Below are 18590 nucleotides of genomic sequence, written 5' to 3'. Positions count from 1 at the left end.
TTCGCGGGCAAGCCCGCTCCCACAAGTACAGAATCGGTGCTGTCCATCCTGTGGGGGCGCTTCGGGTTGTTGCGGCCGCTTTGAAGCGGTGGTGGATTCTTCGCGGGCAAGCCCGCTCCCACAAGTACAGAATCGGTGCTGTCCATCCTGTGGGAGCGGGCTTGCCCGCGAAGAATCCACCACCCGTCTCAAACCTTGTCGAACGCCTGCCAGCCGCCCCCAAGCGCCTTGTAAAGCCCCACCAGCGCCTGCGATACGGCCGCCGAGCTGTCGATCCACTGCTCTTGGCTGGCCAACAGTGCCGACTGCACGGTCAGCACGTTGAGAAAGTCCACCGCCCCTTCCACGTACTGACGCTGCGCCGTTTCCAGGGCAATGCGGTTCTGCCGCACCGCCTCGGCCAAATGGTCACGGCGCAGTTGGCTGGCGTTGTACAAGCGCAGCACATCGTCGATCTCATGCCAGGCACCGAGTACCACCTTGCGGTAGTTCAGCGCCGCCTCCTGCTGCTGCGCCTCACGCAACTGGAGCGTGCCTTTCAGGCGGCCGCCTTCGAAGATCGGCAACGACAACTGCGGCCCGAAGGCGAAGCGCCGCGAATCCCAGTTGCCGAAATCAGCCAGTTGCATCGATTGGAAGCCGGCACTCCCGGACAAGCGGATGCTGGGGTAGAAATCCGCCTTGGCCACGCCGATGCTCGCGGTGGCGGCATGCAGACGGGCTTCTGCCTGGCGGATATCCGGGCGGCGCTCGGCCAGCTGCGAAGGCACGCCGATGGCGAACTTCTGCTCCGGCGCCGGCAACGCGCCAGCGTCCAGCAAGGTGGTCTGCAAACTGCGCGGCGGCTCGGCCGCCAGCAGGCTCAGGGCATTGATCAGGTCATCGCGGCGCGCCTGCAAGGTCGGCAGGCGCGCTTCGATCGACGCCACCTGGGCATTGGCCTGGGCCACGTCGAGGCGAGTGGCGACACCCTCGGCCTGGCGGTCCTCGGACAGCTTCAGGCTGTGCCGGGCAACCTTCAGGTTATCCTCGGTGACCTGCAGGGTATGCTGCACCGCGCGCAACTGAATGTAGTCACCCGCAGTCTCGGCGAGCAGCGCCAGCAGCATGCCATTGCGGTCATTCTCGGCCACCTCGACACTGGCATCGGCCGCCTCGACCTGGCGCCGCACCCGCCCCCAGAAGTCCAACTCCCAACCCGCTACAAGATCGCCCTGCCACAGGTTGAAGGCCGACTTGCCCGCCTTGCCAGATGGGTCGCTCAGCCCTTCGGCGCTGTTGCGCGCACGGCTGTAGCCAGCGTTGGCATCCACCGACGGCAGCTCGTCGGCTGCGACGGTACTGCGCAGCGCCCGGCTCTGCAGCAGGCGTGCGCTGGCGATCTGCAGATCGAGGTTGCGCGCTGCGACCTGCTCGATCAGCGCACTCAGGCGCGGGTCATGAAAGCTGTCCCACCAGCGCAGTTGCAGCGGCTCTACCACAGGCTGGCTCGCCGCCTGCTCGCCCTCCAGGGCGTTCCACTGCTGCAGCGCCTGGCTGTCGGGGCGCTGGAAATCCGGGCCGAGGGTGCAGCCGGCCAACAGCGCGGCGAGCAGCACTGTGGAAGCGGCTGCCGCAATCGCTGGATGGGCTTTCATCGCGCAGTCACCTCTTTGCCAGCCAGGGTGTCGCCCTGGGTATCGATGGTCGCCTCCACCGACATGCCCACACGAAGACGCTCGAGCAAAGGCTGCCCATCATCGAAGACGATCCTCACCGGAATCCGCTGCACCACCTTGGTGAAGTTGCCGGTCGCGTTGTCCGGCTTCACCGCGGCGAAGGTGACGCCGGTGGCCGGCGCGATGCTCTCGACATGCCCGTGCAGGGTCTCGCCGGAGAAGGTATCGACACTGATGCGCACCGGCTGGCCGGGCTGCACATGGGTCAGTTGGGTTTCCTGGAAGTTGCCGACCACATAGGCCTGTTGCAGTGGCACAACCGACAGCAGCCGCGCGCCTGGATTGACGTAGGCGCCAACACGCAGCGCGCGTTCGCCGACCATGCCGTCCACCGGCGCGGTGATGCGGGTGTAGGAGAGGTCCAGCTCGGCTTTTTCCACGCCGGCTTCGGCGCGCTTGAGTTGGCCATCGGCGCTGGCGACCTGGGCCTGGAGGATGTCCACCTGCTTGCGCGTGGCCACCAGTGCCGCCTGGGTGTTGGCCAGCCGCGCGCGAGCCTGGTCGACCCGGCTGCGCGTCTGCTGGGCGTTCTGCACGGTGCCGGCGCCCTGCTCGGCCAGGCGGCTGTAGCGCGTCACTTCATGGTCGGCGAAACCGGCCTCGGCCTGCGCCGCCTTCACCGCGGCCTCGGCCTGGGCGATCAGCGCCGCCTGGCGCTCGAGGGTGGCGCGGGCATCGATGGCCTGCGCCTTGGCCACCAGCAATTGGGCCTGGGCGGCATCCAGTGCGGCCTGGTAGTCGCGAGCGTCGATGGTCGCCAGCAACTGGCCGGCCTTGACCTGCTGGTTGTCCTCGACCAGCACCTGCTTGACGAAGCCTGCTACCTTCGGCGCGACCACGGTGTAGTCGGCGGTGACGTAGGCGTCGTTGGTGCTCTGGCGGTGGTCGCTGCCGAACATCCAGGGGCCGACGATGGCGGCGAGGACGGCCACGGCGAGTACCGAGCCGATGAAAACTGTCTTGCGTGCTTGGGTCATGTCATTTGTCTCGAACTACAGGGTCAGGCCACCGCACGGGGCGGATAGACCCGGGTAGGCACAAAGGGAATCAGGCAGATCAGGGCCACGGCGATGCAGGCCATCACCAGGTAAAGGTCGGCCGAGGTCAGTACCAGGGCCTGTTCGTGAAGGCGCCTGGCCAGGTTCGCCGCGCCGTCGTCCAGCAGTGGCGCATTGCCCAGGCTGTCGACCAGATGGTTGGAATGAAAATGCCTGCGCAGGGTGCCCAGGGCATCGAGCAGACCGGTAGCGATCACTGCCGCCAGGCCCTTCACGGTGTTGAACCAGGCGGACGCGAACGGGCCTTCCTGCGGGGTCATTCCGTTGGTCGAAAGCATCAGCAGCGGCAGCACCGCCATCGGCTGGCCGAACACCTGCAACAGGTAGTACGGGTAGAAATCACCGCGGATCCATTCGCTGGTGAGCAGGCTGCTGCCCACGCACGAGGCCGCCAGCATCGCCAGCCCGCTCGCCAGTACCCAGCGGCAGTCCACCGCGCGGATATTGCACAGCGCTGCGGTGAGCGGCAGCGCGATCAGTTGCGGCATGGCCACCAGCATCATCAGCGGGCTGGTCTGCGCCGGGCGATACCCCTGGATCTGCGCCAGGTACGCCGAAGGAATGCTACCTACGCCGGAAAGCACGACCAGCACGCCGGCCAAGGTCACCAGGGCGAAGCTCAGGTTGCGCCGCGACAGCATGCGCAACTGGAAGAACGGCAAGGGCTCGGACCATTCGTTGTACATGAACAGCACCAGCAGCAGCAGGCCACCGCCCAGCAACCAGCAGATCAGCGGCGAATCGAACCAGCCCCAACGATCGCCCAGCGACAGGCCCAGCACGATGCTGCTGATGGCCGGCAACCCCAGCAGCACGCCGCGCCAGTCGAACTGCCGGAAGCGCTCCAGGCGCAGCGGGTCCTGCGGCAGGCCCCAACCGACGCAGAAAATCGCCAGTGCCGAGGGCAGGATGATCTGCCAGAACGCCCACTGCCAGCCGACATATTCGGTCCACAGGCCCGCCAGTGGCGTGCCGAGGTTGGGCCCGAACGTGGCAGTCAGGGCGTAGCAGGCCAGGCCATAGACCTTGATGTTCGGCGGCAGGAAGCGCAGCGCCACGCTCATCAGCATCGGCGGCAATGCCCCCGAGGCAAAGCCCTGGAGCACCCGCAGCAGCATCAGGCTATGCAGGTTGGGGGCCAAGGGCTGGACCAGGCCCAGCACGGCGAACAGGCCAATGGCGGTCATGGTGAAGCGGCGCAGCGAGAAGGTGGTGGCCAGCCAAGGTGCGAAGGCCATGGCCGAAACCGATGCAGCGGCATACACCGCCACCAGCCAGGCGCCCTCGTCGGCGCCGATGCCCATGGCGCCGCGGATATCGGCCAGGGAAATCTTCGTCACCGCCTCGTTGAGCCCGGCGCAAAGCACCGCCAGCAACACACCGAACAACCCCACCACCACGCGCAGGCCGAATGGCGTCTGCGCGGGCGCAGCAGCCACCGGGGCGGCAGCGAGTGCAGCGGCGGGTGCGCTCAGGGAACTCATTTCTAGACATCTCCAGCAACATTTTTCAGCTGTGGGAAGTCTAGGGGCGGGCAATGCTTACGAAAACTGACTTGTTGGCAGTTTTATATTGCGCCAGACGCAATCCGCTTTCGATGGTGGCCTCAAGGCTCGGTCCCGCAACACGCCTTCAGCGTGCGCCGCAGCCACCGATGCGCCGGGTCATTGTCGAAGCGTGGATGCCAGGCCTGCATCACCCGCACCTTCTCCAACTCCACCGGAATCTCGAACGAGCGCAGCGGCAGCCCGAACTTCAGCACATTGCCAAGGATATTCGCCGGCATCGGCAGGATGAGGTCGGAATCCGGCAGGGAGAACATCGCCGAGTGGAAGCTCGGGGTGATCAGCGACACTCGCCGGTGCAATTTGTAGTTGCTCAGCTCCACGTCGATCGGCCCATTGGCCCGCCCGCGCCGCGACACGCTGATCTGTGGATAGCGAGCGAAGCGCTCGGGGGTGATCGGCGCGTCGAAGATCGGATGGTCGTCCCGCGCCAGGCCCACGAAGTGCGTATCGAACAGATGCTGCACCTTGATCTCCGGCCCCAGTTCGATGCTCGAACTCACCACCAGGTCGATCTGCCCGTGGCGCAGCACGAGGTCGTCATCGCCATGGGCTTCCGGCACGAAACGCAGCACCGTGCGCGGTGCCTCAGCCAGCATCATGTGAAGCAGGCGCGCGCCATACAGCGCGACGAACAGGTCATTGGTGCGGATGTTGAAAGCGCGCTCCAGGTTCGGCAGGTCGACGTCCTCGCCGCTGTTGAACACCAGCCCGGCCTGCTCGACCAGCGCCCGCACCTGGTCACGCAGGGCCAGCGCGCGGGGTGTCGGCACCAGGCCGCGCCCGGCGCGCACCAGAATCGGGTCGCCCAGCGCGTCGCGGATGCGCCCCAGTGTGCGGCTCATCGCCGCCGGGCTCAGGTTCATGCGCTGCGCAGCGCCCACCACACTGCCCTCGTCGAGCAGGGCATCGAGGGCGACAAGCAGGTTCATGTCCGGGAGTTGCATGGCCGGTTTCCGTGGCGAGTGTGGGAAACGCGATGGTAGCAGGTCGCACGATTGCGTCTGGTGCAATGACGCCGTGCGTGGGGGGCCATTTATCCAGGTTGGGGGAAGGTTCGAGAATGGTGGGGTTCTTTTCGCGGGCAAGCCCGCTCCCACAAGGATTTAGCTGGCTGTCAAATTTGAACATGACAGTTGTTCTCACATGGCAACCAGTGGGAGCGGGCTTGCCCGCGAAAAGATCGACACCGCTCACCCGCCCTGACACAAGGCCCCGCCAATGCCCATCCTCATCGCCATCGACGCCTCCCCCGCCAGCGCCCCCCTGATCGACCTCGCCCGCCGCTACTGCCGCCCCGGCGAACATCCATTGCAGGTACTGCTGGCCATCGACCCGACCTTCGCCGTGCACGAGCGCCCGGCGTCCTATACCGAGCAGGAACTGGAGGAATACCCCGCCGCCTGCGAGGAGCAGCAACTGGCCGAACGCGCCCTGCAACAAGCCGTGGCCACGCTGCGCGAAGCGGGTTTCCAATGCCAGGGGTGCATGGTCGCTGCGCAACCGGTCGAGGCCATCGTCGACAAGACCCGGGAACTCGGCTGCGAGCTGATCATCATGGGCCACCGGCACCTTTCGCGCCTCGGCAGGCTGCTGGACCCGTCGATCAGCAGCAAGGTGATCGACCGGGTACAGGTGCCGGTGCTGGTCTGCCCGGCAGGCGAGTGACCCTCACGCACCGCCCGGTTTGACCACCACCGTGCAGGTCGTGCCCGCCGCCAGCAGGTAGCCCTCTGGCACTTCATCGATATGAATCCGCACCGGCACCCGCTGCGCCAGGCGCACCCAGTTGAAGGTCGGGTTCACATCGGCGACCAGCTCGCGGCTCTGCGGGTTGTCGCGGTCGTAGATGCCGCGGGCAATGCTCTCGACATGCCCCTTGAGCAACTCGCCGCTCATCATCTGCAGCTCGGCCTGGTCCCCCACCTTCACATGCGGCAGCTTGGTCTCCTCGAAGAAGCCGTAAACCCAGAACGAATGCTCGTCCACCACCGCCATCACCGCCTCGCCGGTGCGGGCGTAATCGCCCTTGTGGATGTTCAGGTTGGTGACGTAGCCGTCGACCGTGGCGACGATCTCGGTGCGCTTGAGGTTCAGCTCGGCCGCTGCCAGTTGTGCCTGGGCCTGCTGATAATCGGCCAGGGCGGCGTTGGCGATATTGCTGGCGTCGTCGCGGTTCTCCTTGGAGATGACCAGGTTGTCCAGGTCGGCACGGCGCCGTGCGTTGACCTTGCGCATCTCCCAGGTGGACTTGCGCGAGGCGACCAGCGCCCGGGCCTGCTCCACGGCCAGGCGATAGTGCTCGGGGTCGATGCGGATCAGCACATCGCCCTTCTTCACCTGCTGGTTGTCACGCACCGGCACGTCCACCACATAGCCCGGCACATCGGCCGCGACGTTGATGATGTCGGCGCGCACGCGACCGTCGCGAGTCCAGGGCGTGGTCATGTAGTGCAGCCACAACTGGCGGCCGATCACCACGGCAGCGGTCAGCACCAGCAGGGTGGCGAGGAGGCTGAAGAACTTTTTCATCGAAGGTTTCTCACCAGTAGACAGACAGCGCCAGTGCGCCGAACAGGCAGACGAACAGGGACAGGCGCAACAGCGCCGGGTGCCAGAAGAAGCGATAGCCGTCGTGGCTGGCGATGAAGCGGTCCAGGCCCCAGGCCAGGCCTGCAGCGAACAGGAACATCAGGGTCATGGTGGGCATGTACACGCCATGGAAGGCGATCTCACGGGGCATGGTGCAATCCTTTGGCCGGGGCCAGGGGTGACTGGGGGTCGAGCAGCGAGGTGCGGATGAAGTGCAGGTAGCTCTGCGCGCGGCGCAGCACCGACGTGTCGAAGTGCCGGCCGAAAGGTTCGTCGGTGGCCTGCACGCGGCTGATGGCGTGGTCGACCGCCACCAGCGCGCGCTCGTGGTTGCTGGCGTTGGGCTGCAGGAACAGCCGCGCCAGGGCGCGCCCCATCACCCTGATCGCCTGGCGCCAGGGCTGCGATTCGGCATAGGCCGGGTGCACCGGGGCATTGGCCTGCTCCTTGCGCAGTTCGATCACGGCGTGACCGACTTCCGATACTACGAACATCCAGCCCATCAGCTCGGCCTGCACCTGCGGCTTGCCGGCCGCCAGGCCATAGGCCTGGTGCAGCAGGTCGCGGGTGCGGCTTTCGAAAGCCGAGCCCAGGCCACGCAGGCGCCCACCGATGGCGAACAGCACCTGTTCGCGCAGGTCCTGCTCCAGACGGCTCCATAGCCAACGGCTGTTCGGCGGCAGAATGATCGCCCCGGCAGCAGCGCAGACCAGCATGCCGATGATCATGCCGATGTAATCGTTGATGAAGGCATACGGGTCGTAGACCGTGAGGTTGTTGGGCACCGAACCGATGGCGAAGAACACCAGCAAGCCCACGCCAAAACCGGCATAGGCCGGACGCGACGAGAGGAACGCACCGAGCACGAACACCGGCGCCAGCACCATGCACAGCAGGGCGAAACCGTCGATCCAGGGGAATACGAAGAAGGTCTCGAAGAAACCGATGAACGCCCCGAGCAGGGTGCCGCACGCCATCTGGAACGACATGCGCCTGGGGTTGGGCGAGGCTGCCGAAAGGCCGGCGGTGACCGTGGCGATCAGCGTCATCATGGCGCCGCTGGGCCAGTCGCTGAGCAGCCAGTAGCTGCCCAGCAGCAACAGCACCGCGGCGCCACGCACGCCGGCGGCCAGCGATACCAGCCAGCTGGTCTGTGCCACATAGGGCTCGTCCCACTGCTCGCGTTCGTGGTTGTGCGCGGCCAGTGAGGCGTGGGTCTGGGCGTAGCTGTAGAGGTCGTCGACCAGGCGGTAGAGCAGCTCGTAGGTGGTGTGGAAGTCCAGCAGGTCGGCGTCGCTGGGGCCGGTCTCCAGGTACGCCGCACGCAGCCCGCGCACCTGCGCCTGGAGGCCATCCTTGTAGGCTGCCAGTTCCAGGGTCAGGCGTAGCGCATCGGCATCGGTCAGGGCTCGCCCGACGTAGGGCTCGAGCAATTGCGCCAAGGTATGCAAGCCCGGCTCGATGGCGCCGACGATCTGCGCCGGGCCGCGTGCACGCAGGCGTTCGAGCAAACGGTGCAAGGCGTTGAAACGGGTGGTGATGGCCATGAATTCGCTGTTCATGCGCACCAGGCGCCCGGAGCGCCTGCGCATGTGCGGGTCTTCGAAGGCGGTGACGTTGCGCAGGCTCTCCAGCCCCACCGCCTCGGCGATGAAACGCACGTTGCACGACTCGAACAGCGCACGCTGGCTGTTGCCGCGCAGGGCCTCGACCACCACCCCGGCAAACACGCCGAAGCGCTGGTACAAGGCATTGCGCATGGCGGCGCTGGCCGATTGCGGCAGGATCGCGGCACTGACCAGGGTCGAGACGAGAATCCCCAGGGAAATCTCCAGCACCCGCCATACCGCGGCCATGAACGCCTGGTCAGGGTGCTGGAGTACCGGCAGGCCGATCATCGCCGCGGTATAACCGGCCAGCACGAAGCCATAGGCGCGGAAGGTGCGATAGCGCATGGCCCCTGCCGAGCACAGGCCGACCCACAGCGCCAGGCTGGGCAGGAACAGCTCGGTGTTCTGCGGGAAGATCGCGATCAGCGCGACCATCATCGCCGAACCGGCCAGGGTGCCGAGCATGCGATAGAAACTCTTGGCGAACACATGCCCGCTCTGCGGCTGCATGACGATGAACACGGTGATCATCGCCGTGCGCGGCTGCGGCAGCTCCAGGCGCATGGCCAGCCAGAGGGTGAGGAACGCCGCAGCGAGCACCTTGAAGATGTAGACCCAGGTCACCCCGTCGGTGCGCGCCCAGGCAAAGAAGCCCCGGCGCCATTCCAGGCTGGACAGCCAACGCATCATTGCTCGCGTCCCGAGGCAATCAGGGCCGGCGCTTTCGGCACCGCCTGATGCGCCTCATCCGGCACGTCGCTGCCCGCGCCAAGACCACCGCCCAACGCCGTGACCAGCTCGGCGTGCACACTCAAGCGCGCAGCCTGGACCTGCTGCTGGATCTGCTGCTGGCGAAACAGCAGGGTCTGCGCATTGAGCACGTTCAGGTAGTCGGTCAGCCCGCGCTGGAAGGCAACCGTGGCGATGTCGTAGGTCTTCTGCGCGGCGGCGACCGATTCGGCCGCGAAGTGTGCCTGCTGCGCCATCGACTCGCGACGGATCAACTGGTCGGAAATCCCCTTCAACGCCCCGACCACTGTTTCGTTGTAATGGGCAACAGCCATGTCGTAGCCGGCCGAAGCTTCACCCAACTGCGCGCGCAGCCGCCCGCCATCGAAGATCGGCAAGCTGATGGCAGGCCCGACGTTGTAGTTGAACTTGCGGCCGGTGAGAAACTCCAGCGGCCCGCCACCGGTGGCCATGAAACCAAGGCCGCCGACCAGGTCGACATTGGGGAAGAAGCCTGCGTGGGCGACCTCGATGCCGCGGGCCTGGGCTGCCACCTGCCAGCGGCTGGCGACCACGTCGGGGCGCTGGCCGACCAGCTCGGCGGGCAATGCCGAGGGCAAGGACAGCGGCGCCGCGAGCGTCAGTGTCGGGCGCTGCAGACTGGCCCCCTCGCCCGGCCCCTTGCCGGCCAGTGCCGCCAATTGATTGCGCGTCAGGGCGATTTCTTCATCGAGGCTGTCGAGCTGCCGATGGGTTTCCGGCAACGGCGCTTCGGCCTGACTGACGTCCAGATGGGTGCCGATCCCGGCTTCGAGGCGCCGCCTGGCCAACGCGAGGATCTGCTCCTGCTGCTCCAGCTCGGCCTGGACGATGTCGCGCTGGGCGAAATGCAGGCTCAGCTGGATGTAGGTGCGCACCACGTTGTCGTGCAATTCGAGCTGGGCCTGGCGGGCTTCGGCGGCGCGCATGTGCGCCTGGTCCAGCGCCTGCTCAGTGGCGTTGCGTTCACGGCCCCACAGGTCGAGGGCGTAGCTCAGGCCAATGGCGGCGTTGTTGTCCCAGGTATTGGCGCCGGACAGGGCGCCGGGACCGTAGAACTGGTCCTCCGGCCAGTTGTGGCGCTTGAGGGTCGCCTCGCCGTTGGCCTGGAGGCGTTCCGCCGACTCGACCACACCGGCCAGGGCCCTGGCCTGGCGCACCCGCGCCGCGGCCATGGCCAGGCTCGGGCTATCGGCAACCGCGAGGTCCATCCAGCGATCGAGCTGGGGATCACCATAGGCGCGCCACCATTGCTGCGCAGGCCAATGGGCGTCGCGGTCGGCTTCGCGGATGGCAGTGTCGGTGGCGAGTTGGTTGGCTTGCAGCGTCTTGCTTTGCGGGGCGATGCCCCAGGTTCCGATACAGCCGCTCAAGGACAGGCTAAGGGCACAGGCACTGAGCGCTCGAAGCGCTCCGATGTTGCGACGCGGCACAGCTGCGATTTCCCGAGGAAGAGGTGAAGGGGCCGGGCAATTCTAGGGGCGGGTTTCATTGGCGATAAGCGCATATTCCTGCGAATCTTTGTTACCAAAACAGCGATAATCCGGCTTTGGTCGGACGTTCTTTTTCGTCACTTCATGTCACAATTTTGTCCTCTAGATCGAGAGTGACCCATGGACACCCTGCAAAACATGCGTGCTTTCAGTTGTGTAGCCCAGCTCGGCAGCTTCACCGCCGCCGCTGCGCAGCTGGATACGACCACCGCCAACGTGTCGCGAGCGGTCTCCAACCTGGAAGCCCATCTGCAAACCCGCTTGCTCAATCGCACCACACGGCGCATCGCCCTGACCGAAGCGGGCAAGCGCTACCTGATGCGCTGCGAACAGATCCTGACCTTCGTCGAGGAGGCCGAAGCCGAGGCCAGCGATGCCCACGCCCGCCCGGCCGGGCAGCTCAAAGTGCATTCGATGACCGGCGTCGGCCAGCATTTCGTGGTCGATGCCATCGCCCGCTACCGCGAAACGCACCCAGACGTCACATTCGACCTGACCATGGCCAACCGCGTGCCAGACCTGCTCGACGAGGGCTACGACGTGTCCATCGTGCTGGCCAGCGAGCTGCCGGATTCGGGGTTCGTCTCCCAGCGCCTGGGCATCACCTACAGCATCGTCTGCGCCTCGCCCGACTACATTGCTCGCCACGGCATCGCACACAAGCCTGCCGACCTGCTCAAGCACCAGTGCCTGCGCATGGTCAGCCCGGTGATTCCGCTGGAAAAATGGTTGTTCGACGGCCCGGAAGGCCAGGAAATGGTCAACATCACCAGCTCGCCGTTCCAGGTGAACTCCGCCGACGCGATGAAGACCGCGATCCGCAGTGGCATGGGGGTGGGCGTGCTGCCGATCTACTCTGCCATCGACGGCCTGCGCGACGGCAGCCTGGTGCGGGTGATGCCCGACTATCGCCTGCAGGAGCTGAACCTGTACGCGATCTACCCGTCGCGCCAGTACCTGGATGCCAAGATCAAGACCTGGGTCGAGTACCTGCGCAACTCGCTGCCGGAAATCCTGGCGGCGCATGAAGCGGACCTGAAGACCCATGAATTGCTGATCGCCACCTGAAAAAGCTGCTGCACTGAAGGTGGGGACAATGGTAGGTTGCTAACCAATCGTTGATTCGCGGCGGCCTTTTCGCGGGCCGCCATCGTCCCACCGCCTTGCAGAGAAGTAGCCCGATGAAAAAGACCGTCCTGGCCTTCAGCCGTATCACCCCGGCCATGGCCGAGCGCCTGCAGCACGACTTCAACGTGATCCTGCCCAATCCCAAGCTGGGCGACATCAATGCCCAGTTCAACGAAGCGCTGCCTGAGGCTCACGGCCTGATCGGCGTCGGCCGCAAGCTCGGCCGCGCGCAGCTCGAAGGTGCGGGCAAGCTGGAGGTGGTGTCGAGCGTGTCGGTCGGTTACGACAACTACGACCTGGACTACTTCAACGAACGCGGCATCGCCCTGACCAACACCCCCGACGTGCTCACCGAAAGCACCGCCGACCTGGGCTTTTCGCTGATCATGGGCTGTGCCCGCCGTACCGCCGAGCTGGACGCCTGGACCAAGGCCGGCAATTGGCAGGCAACCGTAGGCCCGGCACATTTCGGTAGCGACGTGCACGGCAAGACCCTGGGCATCGTCGGCATGGGCAACATCGGCGCCGCCGTGGCACGCCGTGGTCGCCTGGGCTTCAACATGTCGATCCTGTATGCCGGCAACAGCCGCAAGAGCGCGCTGGAGCAGGAACTGGGCGCGCAGTTCCGCAGCCTGGAGCAGTTGCTGGCCGAGTCCGATTTCGTCTGCATCGTGGTGCCGTTGTCCGATGCCACCCGCAAGCTGATCGGCGCCCGTGAGCTGAAGCTGATGAAGCCGAGCGCCTTCCTGATCAACATCGCCCGCGGGCCGGTGGTGGACGAGGCGGCGCTGGTCGAAGCGCTGCAAGCTGGCACCATCCGTGGCGCAGGGCTGGATGTGTACGAGAAGGAGCCGCTGGCCGATTCTCCGCTGTTCAAGCTGCCCAACGCGCTCACCCTGCCGCACATCGGCTCGGCGACTGCCGAGACCCGCGATGCCATGGCCAACCGGGCAATGGAGAACCTGCGCGCAGCGTTGCTGGGCGAGCGGCCACGGGACCTGGTGAATCCGCAGGTGTGGAAGGGCTGAGCCTGGCCGCTGACTGTACCGGCCTCTTCGCGGGCAAGCCCGCTCCCACAGGTAACACCACCGTATTCAGAAGCTATGTGGGCTGTTGTGGGAGCGGGCTTGCCCGCGAAGAGGCCAGCACCCATCCAACAGGCTCACCGCGGCTGGCGCCGCCTGCCCAGCACCCTGCGCACCACATACCGCGGCCGGTGCTTGGTCTCCTGGTAGATCCGCCCGACATACTCGCCCAGTATCCCGATCCCGATCAGCTGCACCCCGCCCAGGAACAGGATCGCCGACAGCAACGACGGATACCCTGGCAGGTCGATCCCCCACAGTACCTTCTGCACGATCAGGTACACCGCGAATACCAGCGCGAACAGCGACACCCCCGCGCCGATGTAGGTCCACAACCGCAACGGCACGGTACTGAACGAGGTGATGCCGTCCAGCGCCAGGTTCCACAGCCGCCACAGGCCGAACTTGCTCTCCCCCGCCACCCGCGGCGGGCGGTCGTATTCGATGATCTCGGTGCGAAATCCTACCCACGACAACACGCCCTTCATGAACAACTGCTGCTCCGGCAACTGGCGGATCGCGGCGACCACCTTGCGGTCGAGCAGCCGAAAATCACCGACGTTCTCTTCGATATGAGTGGAGGCGATACGGTTGTGCAGCCGGTAATAAAGGCGCGCACTCCAGCGCTTGAGCGGGGTGTCGGCATCGCGGCTGCGACGCTTGGCCAGGACCACGTCGGCGCCCTGCTGCCAACGCTCGACCATCTGCGCGATCAGTTCGATGGGGTCCTGCAAGTCGACATCGATCGGCACCATGGCATCGCCATCGGCATATTCGAGCCCGGCGAACAGCGCCGACTCCTTGCCGAAGTTGCGCGAGAAGTTGATCACCGTGACCCATTCATCGCGTAGCGCAAGCTCGGCGCAGATCGCCTCGGTCTCGTCGCTGCTGCCGTCATTGACGAACAGGATCTCCACCGTCATGCCCTGCAGCGACGGCTCGGCACGCACGGTGCGGTAGAAGTGTTCGAGGGTGTCCTGCTCGTTGTACACCGGCACGATGAGGGTGATGTTCATGGCGTCCTCCGTCTGAAGACCACACTGCGCGAGTAGCTGTAACCCGCTACAAGGCTGACCATGGAAAAGATCACGAGGGTCAGCCAGGGTGACAGGCGCGCCCAGTCGGAAAGCGCACCCACCGCCACACTCACTATCCCCATGCCCAGCAGGAACAGCAAGTAGCGCCGCTTGCTGGGCCTGGCCGCGAAGGTGTAGCGGGCGTTGACGTAGTACGACAGGCTCGCCGCAACGGCAAACGCCAGCAGGTTGCTTGGCGCCTGGCGCAACCCCAGCAGCAGGTGCAGCAGGAAGAACACCGACCCGTGCACCAGGGTGTTGCCCAACCCGACCAGCACATAACGCCGCATCTGGTCCAACAGCCCGCCCGCACCGGCGTTCAAGGCAGCGTCCAGGGTTTGGGCTGCGGCTTGGTCACCACATAACCCTGGTCGCCGATGAGGTAAATGCTGTACAGGCGGTTGTCCACTACCGGTGTGCCGCCGCGGGCCAGCAGGTCATCGGCGCGCCAGGTCGGCGCCGGGCTCTGGTTGGCGCTGCTGTTGATATAGAACTGGCCGATACCGACGCGCGCCATCATCTCCGGCAAGAGTACGAAGTCCGAACTGCGGATGAACTTGAGCAATGGTGCCCGGGCCTGCGCGCCAGCGGCAGCAGGCAACCAACCATCGGCCTGGTTGCGTTCGAGCAGGTAATAGGCGCGGGCCTTGTCCAGCGCGGGGTGGCTGAGGATGTCCTGACCGATGTACTGACCGATCGCCGCGAACTGCGCCTTCTGCGCCTCCAGCAGACGGCCATGGGCGTAGGCCAGCGCCAGCATCGACAACAGCGGCAGGCAGAGAATCAGCGCGCGATCAGGCGCGCGGTCACCCAGCCCGCGCCTGGCCAGGTAGAGCAGTAGCACCAGCACGCAGGCAAAGCCCATCAGGGTGCGTGCGCCATGAATGAAATAGTCGAATGCCAGCATCACGCCGCTGGTCATCACCACCAGCACCAGCACCGCCAGCAGCAGGCCGGCGACGCGCACGAGCAGGCCTGGCAGGCCGTGCTGCCGATGGATACCTCGACCATCGCGCCACAGCCCAGCGGCGGCCAGCAGTGCCAGCCCCGCCGCCAGGACCAGGTTGCCGGGCGTCAGCAGCAGGGCGACATGCTCGAACGCCGTGCCCAGGCGCGTTATCACTTCGCCCGGCAGCGCAGCATCCACTGCCAGCATGGTCAAACGCTGCTCGGACATCCATGGCATCGCCACCGACAGATACACCAGCGCGCCCAACAACATCTGCACCACACGCAAGATCACCACCTTGCCCAGCCGGGCCAGCGGATCGCCGCGCAACAGGCCACGCACCGCGTCGATGCAACACAAGCCGATGAATACATTCAGCGTCACCTGGTAGAAACCCAGGCCGCAGGCAATCAAGACGGTGCCGGCGAACAACCGGCGTGGATCGAGGCTCACCGCCAGGATCATCGTCGCCAGACCCAGTGCCATGGCGGGCCCGTCGTACTGGTATGACAGGTTCTGCAGGAAGAACGGGCTGTACCACAGCGGCAACACCACGAGCAGGTCGGTCGGGCGCGGCTGGCCGAAGTAGTGAATGGCCAGGCGCGCCAGGGCATAGGCCGCCACTGGCAGGCTCAACAGCAGCGGCAAGGGGAACAGGTTGATCGCCCCGCCGGCGAAGCTCAGCCCTGCATGCAGCCACTGGGTGAGCAGGCGCCCTTCGGCGGTCCAGTTCCCCGTGGCGGTCTGCGCGCGCCAGACATCGTCGAGGTACATCGAGTCGGCGAGAATCAGCGGCAGCACATGCAGGGCAAGTGCGAGCAGGCAGAGCAGGTGCGCCTGGCGCGGTGTCAGGGGGCGGTTCCACGGCTGGGCTGTCGGCATGGCCTACCTTGCAGGATCAAGGGGTTTGGCCAAGTGTAGACAGCGCAGCGCCAGCGTCTTCTGCATCGGTGTCGGGCACAGGCCTCACTTCATGGCCAACGCTGCCTGGGTGGCCTTGGCAAACCGGGGCTTGCGAAACACCAGCACATTACCGGCCATCACGGCGACCAGCCCCAGCAATGCCGGTGCCGTCCACTGATAGCCTTCGGCGAATGCCGACACGTTCAGCGCTACCAGCGGGAACAGCACCGTGCAATACGCCGCCCGCTCCGGGCCCATGCGCCCGACAAGGGTAAGGTAGGCGGTAAAGCCAATCACCGAACCTGGAATCACCAGGTACAGCAGCGAACCGATATAGCGGGTGTTCCACTCCATGGCGAAGGGCACGCCATTGACCAGGCAATACAACCCCAGCAGGGTCGCACCGTACACCATCCCCCAGGCGTTGGTGGTCATCGGCTTGAGGCCCGCCTTCTGTTGCAGGCTGGAAAGCATGTTGCCGGCCGAGAAGCACAGGGTACCCAGCAACGCGAGGCCCAGGCCGACCAGGGTTTCACGGCTGGCGGCGTGTCCGGACAGCTCGGGCCAGAACAGCAGGCCCAACCCCAGCAAGCCCATGGCGCCACCGCCCAGCACGTTGGCGGCGATCTTCTGGCCGAAGAAGATCCGCGCGTTGAGCGCGTTCCACAGGGTCGCGGTGGAGAACACCACGGCGATCAGGCCGCTGGCGATCCACTGGCTGGCGGTGAGGAAGCACATGAAGTTGACACAGAACAGGCAAAGCCCCTGGGCCAGGCAGATCAGGTGCCCACGCCGATTCATCGGTTGCAGGCGACGGGTCAGCAGCAGGATCGCGAACAGGATCAGACCTGCCAGGGCAAAGCGGTAGACGATCGATACCGGGATCTCGACCACACCCAATTGCAGCTTCAGGGCGATCCAGGTGGTGCCCCAGATCAGGACGGTGAGCAGGTAGAGCGACAGGTTCATGGGCGGGGTCCTTGGGGCTGGCGACGGTCTGCGGGAGCGGCGGTGGGAGCGGGCTTGCCCGCGAAGAACCCACCGCCGCTCACGAAGTGTGTCCCCCTCGCCCCGCCCCGCGCTTGCACAAACTTGCGCTTTTACGTCGGCAACCACTCCCATTGCGCTCGCGCCGCAGTACGATAGCCCTCCAGAGGAATCGCCCATGCCGCCACTTCATCAGCTGCAAGTCTTCAACGCCATGCACAGCTCGCCCAACGCCCGCCTGGAAGCCAGCGCGCAAATGGGCGAGGGCCTGGCCGCAGCCCTGTGGCGCAACCGTGACGATGCGCGTGACTACCTCGCCCCCAGCCACCATACCCTGTCGTGCTACATCGCCGACGGCACCGGCACCTTCCGCCGCCAGCGCCCGGGCGACAAGGGCGCGCCGAACAAACTGTGCATCATGCCGGCCGGCCACGAGTCCAACTGGGTGATCAACGGCACCATCCGCCTGGCGCACCTGTACATCAGCGAAGAACAGTTCGCCCTCGGCTGCATTCGCCTGCTCGACCGCGAGCCACGGGAAATGCAGCTGCACGAAGCCACCTTCCTCGACGACCCACAGCAGGCCCTGCGCTTTCACCAACTGATCGGGCTTGACTGGAACGAACCTGCCGAGCGCCTGCTGGCCAGCAGCCTGGCCCACGCCATCATCGACCATGCCGTGCTGGGCCAGGCCGGCCTGCGCCAGGGGCTAAAGCTCAAGGGCGGGTTGGCGCCGCACCAGCGTCGGCATCTGGTGGACTACATCGAGGCCAATCTCGATCAGCCGCTTTCACTGAACGAACTGGCGCTGCGCTGCAATCTGTCCGAATACCACTTTGCCCGGATGTTCCGCGCAAGCTTCGGCCTGCCGCCACACCAATACCTGCTGGCGCGCCGGCTGCACCAGGCGTGCCGGTTACTGCGCCAGGGCGACCTGCCGCTGGGGCAGGTGGCATTGCTGTGCGGGTTTGCCAGTGCCAGCCATTTCAGCAACCGCTTCAGGCAGGCGATGGGCGCAACGCCCGGGGAATATCGCGCTGCGTTGGGCAGAATAGAACTTGCGAGCAGGTAAACCTTCGCCTGGGTACCTGATAATTCTGCTAGTTGTGGGCTCCTGATCAATTGCTTAGCTTCAGCAGGCACCTATCGTCCTTCACTGAATCTATCGCTCAGGAGTGGAACATGGACAAGATCACAAAACTCCCCGACGCCTCTTATGGTTCAACTGCGCCGGATAGATCGCCGGAACCTTACTTTAGCCTGAAGTGGTATGGCTTCGAGAGCGAACATACGTATGAGACCTCGAATGCCAAGATTGATTATGAGTTCAACGCAGGCTTCACTCAGATCATCGCGTATATGGATCCCCCGGTTGATCGGGTCGTTCTGAACGTTCCCAATGGGACCAAAGATGGGAACTACCCTTTTGTCACCAGGGATGAACATGACGGCGGGAAAGTCGGCATCATCCCCGGAATCATCCTGGGAGGAACCGCCCTCCGTTCAATAAAAGGTGTTGTCGATCTGAACAACATCGACGGAAGGTGCATCGTCAGCTTCTCTGGAACGGCAGACGGGTTCATCCTCAGAAAAGGGTATTTCAACTTCCCTTACCCGCGTGAACCACGTTGATGACTGAGTGTATTGAAAGCACTCTA

Annotated in this window: 17 protein-coding genes; 5 read left to right on the top strand and 12 right to left on the bottom strand. The window is 65.2% G+C overall.

Annotated features, from left to right (window positions below; translation table 11 throughout):
- Window positions 1-188: 188 nt before the first annotated feature.
- From APH44_RS24010 to APH44_RS23995, 4 genes are all read right to left on the bottom strand, one after another.
- The gene (locus APH44_RS24010) at window positions 189-1637 is read right to left on the bottom strand and encodes an efflux transporter outer membrane subunit (RefSeq protein WP_054894905.1); all 1449 of its coding nucleotides are present in this window, start codon (window positions 1635-1637) and stop codon (window positions 189-191) included.
- Window positions 1634-2695 carry an HlyD family secretion protein gene (locus tag APH44_RS24005; RefSeq protein WP_054894904.1) on the bottom strand — a complete coding sequence of 354 codons (1062 nt, stop codon included), beginning with the start codon at window positions 2693-2695 and terminating at the stop codon, window positions 1634-1636. The genes APH44_RS24010 and APH44_RS24005 overlap by 4 nt, the downstream gene beginning before the upstream one ends.
- Window positions 2696-2718: 23 nt before the next feature.
- Entirely contained in the window at window positions 2719-4260 is a 1542-nt protein-coding gene (locus APH44_RS24000) for an MFS transporter (protein ID WP_054894903.1), read from the bottom strand.
- 122 nt (window positions 4261-4382) lie between these two features.
- The gene (locus APH44_RS23995) at window positions 4383-5288 is read right to left on the bottom strand and encodes a LysR family transcriptional regulator (RefSeq protein ID WP_054894902.1); all 906 of its coding nucleotides are present in this window, start codon (window positions 5286-5288) and stop codon (window positions 4383-4385) included.
- 274 nt (window positions 5289-5562) lie between these two features.
- Between APH44_RS23995 and APH44_RS23990 the strand changes: the two genes are divergently transcribed.
- Window positions 5563-6009 carry a universal stress protein gene (locus tag APH44_RS23990; protein WP_054894901.1) on the top strand — a complete coding sequence of 149 codons (447 nt, stop codon included), beginning with the start codon at window positions 5563-5565 and terminating at the stop codon, window positions 6007-6009.
- 3 nt (window positions 6010-6012) lie between these two features.
- On the opposite strand, the gene APH44_RS23985 is transcribed toward APH44_RS23990, so the two are convergent.
- The 4 genes from APH44_RS23985 to APH44_RS23970 are packed head-to-tail and all read right to left on the bottom strand — an operon-like array spanning window position 6013 to window position 10744.
- A complete protein-coding gene (locus APH44_RS23985) occupies window positions 6013-6873 on the bottom strand; it encodes an HlyD family secretion protein (protein ID WP_054894900.1) in 861 nt (286 codons plus the stop codon).
- Between the two features lie 10 nt (window positions 6874-6883).
- A complete protein-coding gene (locus tag APH44_RS23980; protein WP_054894899.1) occupies window positions 6884-7084 on the bottom strand; it encodes a DUF1656 domain-containing protein in 201 nt (66 codons plus the stop codon).
- The gene (locus tag APH44_RS23975; protein WP_054894927.1) at window positions 7074-9230 is read right to left on the bottom strand and encodes an FUSC family protein; all 2157 of its coding nucleotides are present in this window, start codon (window positions 9228-9230) and stop codon (window positions 7074-7076) included. Before APH44_RS23975 ends, APH44_RS23980 begins: the two co-directional genes overlap by 11 nt.
- On the bottom strand, window positions 9230-10744 hold the full coding sequence (locus APH44_RS23970; protein ID WP_054894898.1) for an efflux transporter outer membrane subunit: 1515 nt from the start codon (window positions 10742-10744) through the stop codon (window positions 9230-9232). Before APH44_RS23970 ends, APH44_RS23975 begins: the two co-directional genes overlap by 1 nt.
- A 180-nt stretch (window positions 10745-10924) precedes the next feature.
- Between APH44_RS23970 and APH44_RS23965 the strand changes: the two genes are divergently transcribed.
- Both APH44_RS23965 and APH44_RS23960 read left to right on the top strand, forming a co-directional pair.
- Window positions 10925-11872: a LysR family transcriptional regulator gene (locus APH44_RS23965; RefSeq protein WP_054894897.1), complete on the top strand. Its 948-nt coding sequence runs from the start codon at window positions 10925-10927 to the stop codon at window positions 11870-11872.
- 113 nt (window positions 11873-11985) lie between these two features.
- On the top strand, window positions 11986-12960 hold the full coding sequence (locus tag APH44_RS23960) for a D-glycerate dehydrogenase (protein WP_054894896.1): 975 nt from the start codon (window positions 11986-11988) through the stop codon (window positions 12958-12960).
- 134 nt (window positions 12961-13094) lie between these two features.
- On the opposite strand, the gene APH44_RS23955 is transcribed toward APH44_RS23960, so the two are convergent.
- The 4 genes from APH44_RS23955 to APH44_RS23940 all read right to left on the bottom strand — a co-directional run bounded on the left by APH44_RS23955 (window position 13095) and on the right by APH44_RS23940 (window position 16914).
- Entirely contained in the window at window positions 13095-14033 is a 939-nt protein-coding gene (locus tag APH44_RS23955; RefSeq protein ID WP_054894895.1) for a glycosyltransferase family 2 protein, read from the bottom strand.
- Complete coding sequence (locus APH44_RS23950; RefSeq protein WP_367613733.1) at window positions 14030-14416, bottom strand: GtrA family protein; 387 nt, start codon at window positions 14414-14416, stop codon at window positions 14030-14032. The genes APH44_RS23955 and APH44_RS23950 overlap by 4 nt, the downstream gene beginning before the upstream one ends.
- Window positions 14413-15924, bottom strand: a complete 1512-nt coding sequence (locus APH44_RS23945; protein WP_054894894.1) for a glucosyltransferase domain-containing protein — start codon at window positions 15922-15924, stop codon at window positions 14413-14415. Before APH44_RS23945 ends, APH44_RS23950 begins: the two co-directional genes overlap by 4 nt.
- 84 nt (window positions 15925-16008) lie before the next feature.
- Window positions 16009-16914: a DMT family transporter gene (locus APH44_RS23940; RefSeq protein WP_054894893.1), complete on the bottom strand. Its 906-nt coding sequence runs from the start codon at window positions 16912-16914 to the stop codon at window positions 16009-16011.
- A 196-nt stretch (window positions 16915-17110) separates the two neighbouring features.
- On the opposite strand from APH44_RS23940, the gene APH44_RS23935 reads away from it, so the two are divergent.
- Window positions 17111-18004: a helix-turn-helix domain-containing protein gene (locus APH44_RS23935; protein WP_054894892.1), complete on the top strand. Its 894-nt coding sequence runs from the start codon at window positions 17111-17113 to the stop codon at window positions 18002-18004.
- A gap of 110 nt (window positions 18005-18114) precedes the next feature.
- Window positions 18115-18564 (top strand): hypothetical protein, encoded by a 450-nt coding sequence (locus APH44_RS23930; RefSeq protein ID WP_054894891.1) that lies wholly within the window; start codon window positions 18115-18117, stop codon window positions 18562-18564.
- Window positions 18565-18590 lie beyond the last annotated feature (26 nt).

This window comes from Pseudomonas sp. NBRC 111143, assembly GCF_001320965.1.
GTDB classification, from domain to species: domain Bacteria; phylum Pseudomonadota; class Gammaproteobacteria; order Pseudomonadales; family Pseudomonadaceae; genus Aquipseudomonas; species Aquipseudomonas machongensis.
Note: the sequence above shows the minus strand (reverse complement) of the source record. Positions and strands in the feature narration are given on the sequence as shown.

Excerpts from the sequence above, each read along its gene's own strand:
- APH44_RS24010 (WP_054894905.1), bottom strand. The coding sequence starts at position 1,637 with ATGAAAGCCCATCCAGCGATTGCGGCAGCCGCTTCCACAGTGCTGCTC.
- APH44_RS24005 (WP_054894904.1), bottom strand. The coding sequence starts at position 2,695 with ATGACCCAAGCACGCAAGACAGTTTTCATCGGCTCGGTACTCGCCGTG.
- APH44_RS24000 (WP_054894903.1), bottom strand. The coding sequence starts at position 4,260 with ATGAGTTCCCTGAGCGCACCCGCCGCTGCACTCGCTGCCGCCCCGGTG.
- APH44_RS23995 (WP_054894902.1), bottom strand. The coding sequence starts at position 5,288 with ATGCAACTCCCGGACATGAACCTGCTTGTCGCCCTCGATGCCCTGCTC.
- APH44_RS23990 (WP_054894901.1), top strand. The coding sequence starts at position 5,563 with ATGCCCATCCTCATCGCCATCGACGCCTCCCCCGCCAGCGCCCCCCTG.
- APH44_RS23985 (WP_054894900.1), bottom strand. The coding sequence starts at position 6,873 with ATGAAAAAGTTCTTCAGCCTCCTCGCCACCCTGCTGGTGCTGACCGCT.
- APH44_RS23980 (WP_054894899.1), bottom strand. The coding sequence starts at position 7,084 with ATGCCCCGTGAGATCGCCTTCCATGGCGTGTACATGCCCACCATGACC.
- APH44_RS23975 (WP_054894927.1), bottom strand. The coding sequence starts at position 9,230 with ATGCGTTGGCTGTCCAGCCTGGAATGGCGCCGGGGCTTCTTTGCCTGG.
- APH44_RS23965 (WP_054894897.1), top strand. The coding sequence starts at position 10,925 with ATGGACACCCTGCAAAACATGCGTGCTTTCAGTTGTGTAGCCCAGCTC.
- APH44_RS23960 (WP_054894896.1), top strand. The coding sequence starts at position 11,986 with ATGAAAAAGACCGTCCTGGCCTTCAGCCGTATCACCCCGGCCATGGCC.
- APH44_RS23955 (WP_054894895.1), bottom strand. The coding sequence starts at position 14,033 with ATGAACATCACCCTCATCGTGCCGGTGTACAACGAGCAGGACACCCTC.
- APH44_RS23945 (WP_054894894.1), bottom strand. The coding sequence starts at position 15,924 with ATGCCGACAGCCCAGCCGTGGAACCGCCCCCTGACACCGCGCCAGGCG.
- APH44_RS23940 (WP_054894893.1), bottom strand. The coding sequence starts at position 16,914 with ATGAACCTGTCGCTCTACCTGCTCACCGTCCTGATCTGGGGCACCACC.
- APH44_RS23935 (WP_054894892.1), top strand. The coding sequence starts at position 17,111 with ATGCCGCCACTTCATCAGCTGCAAGTCTTCAACGCCATGCACAGCTCG.
- APH44_RS23930 (WP_054894891.1), top strand. The coding sequence starts at position 18,115 with ATGGACAAGATCACAAAACTCCCCGACGCCTCTTATGGTTCAACTGCG.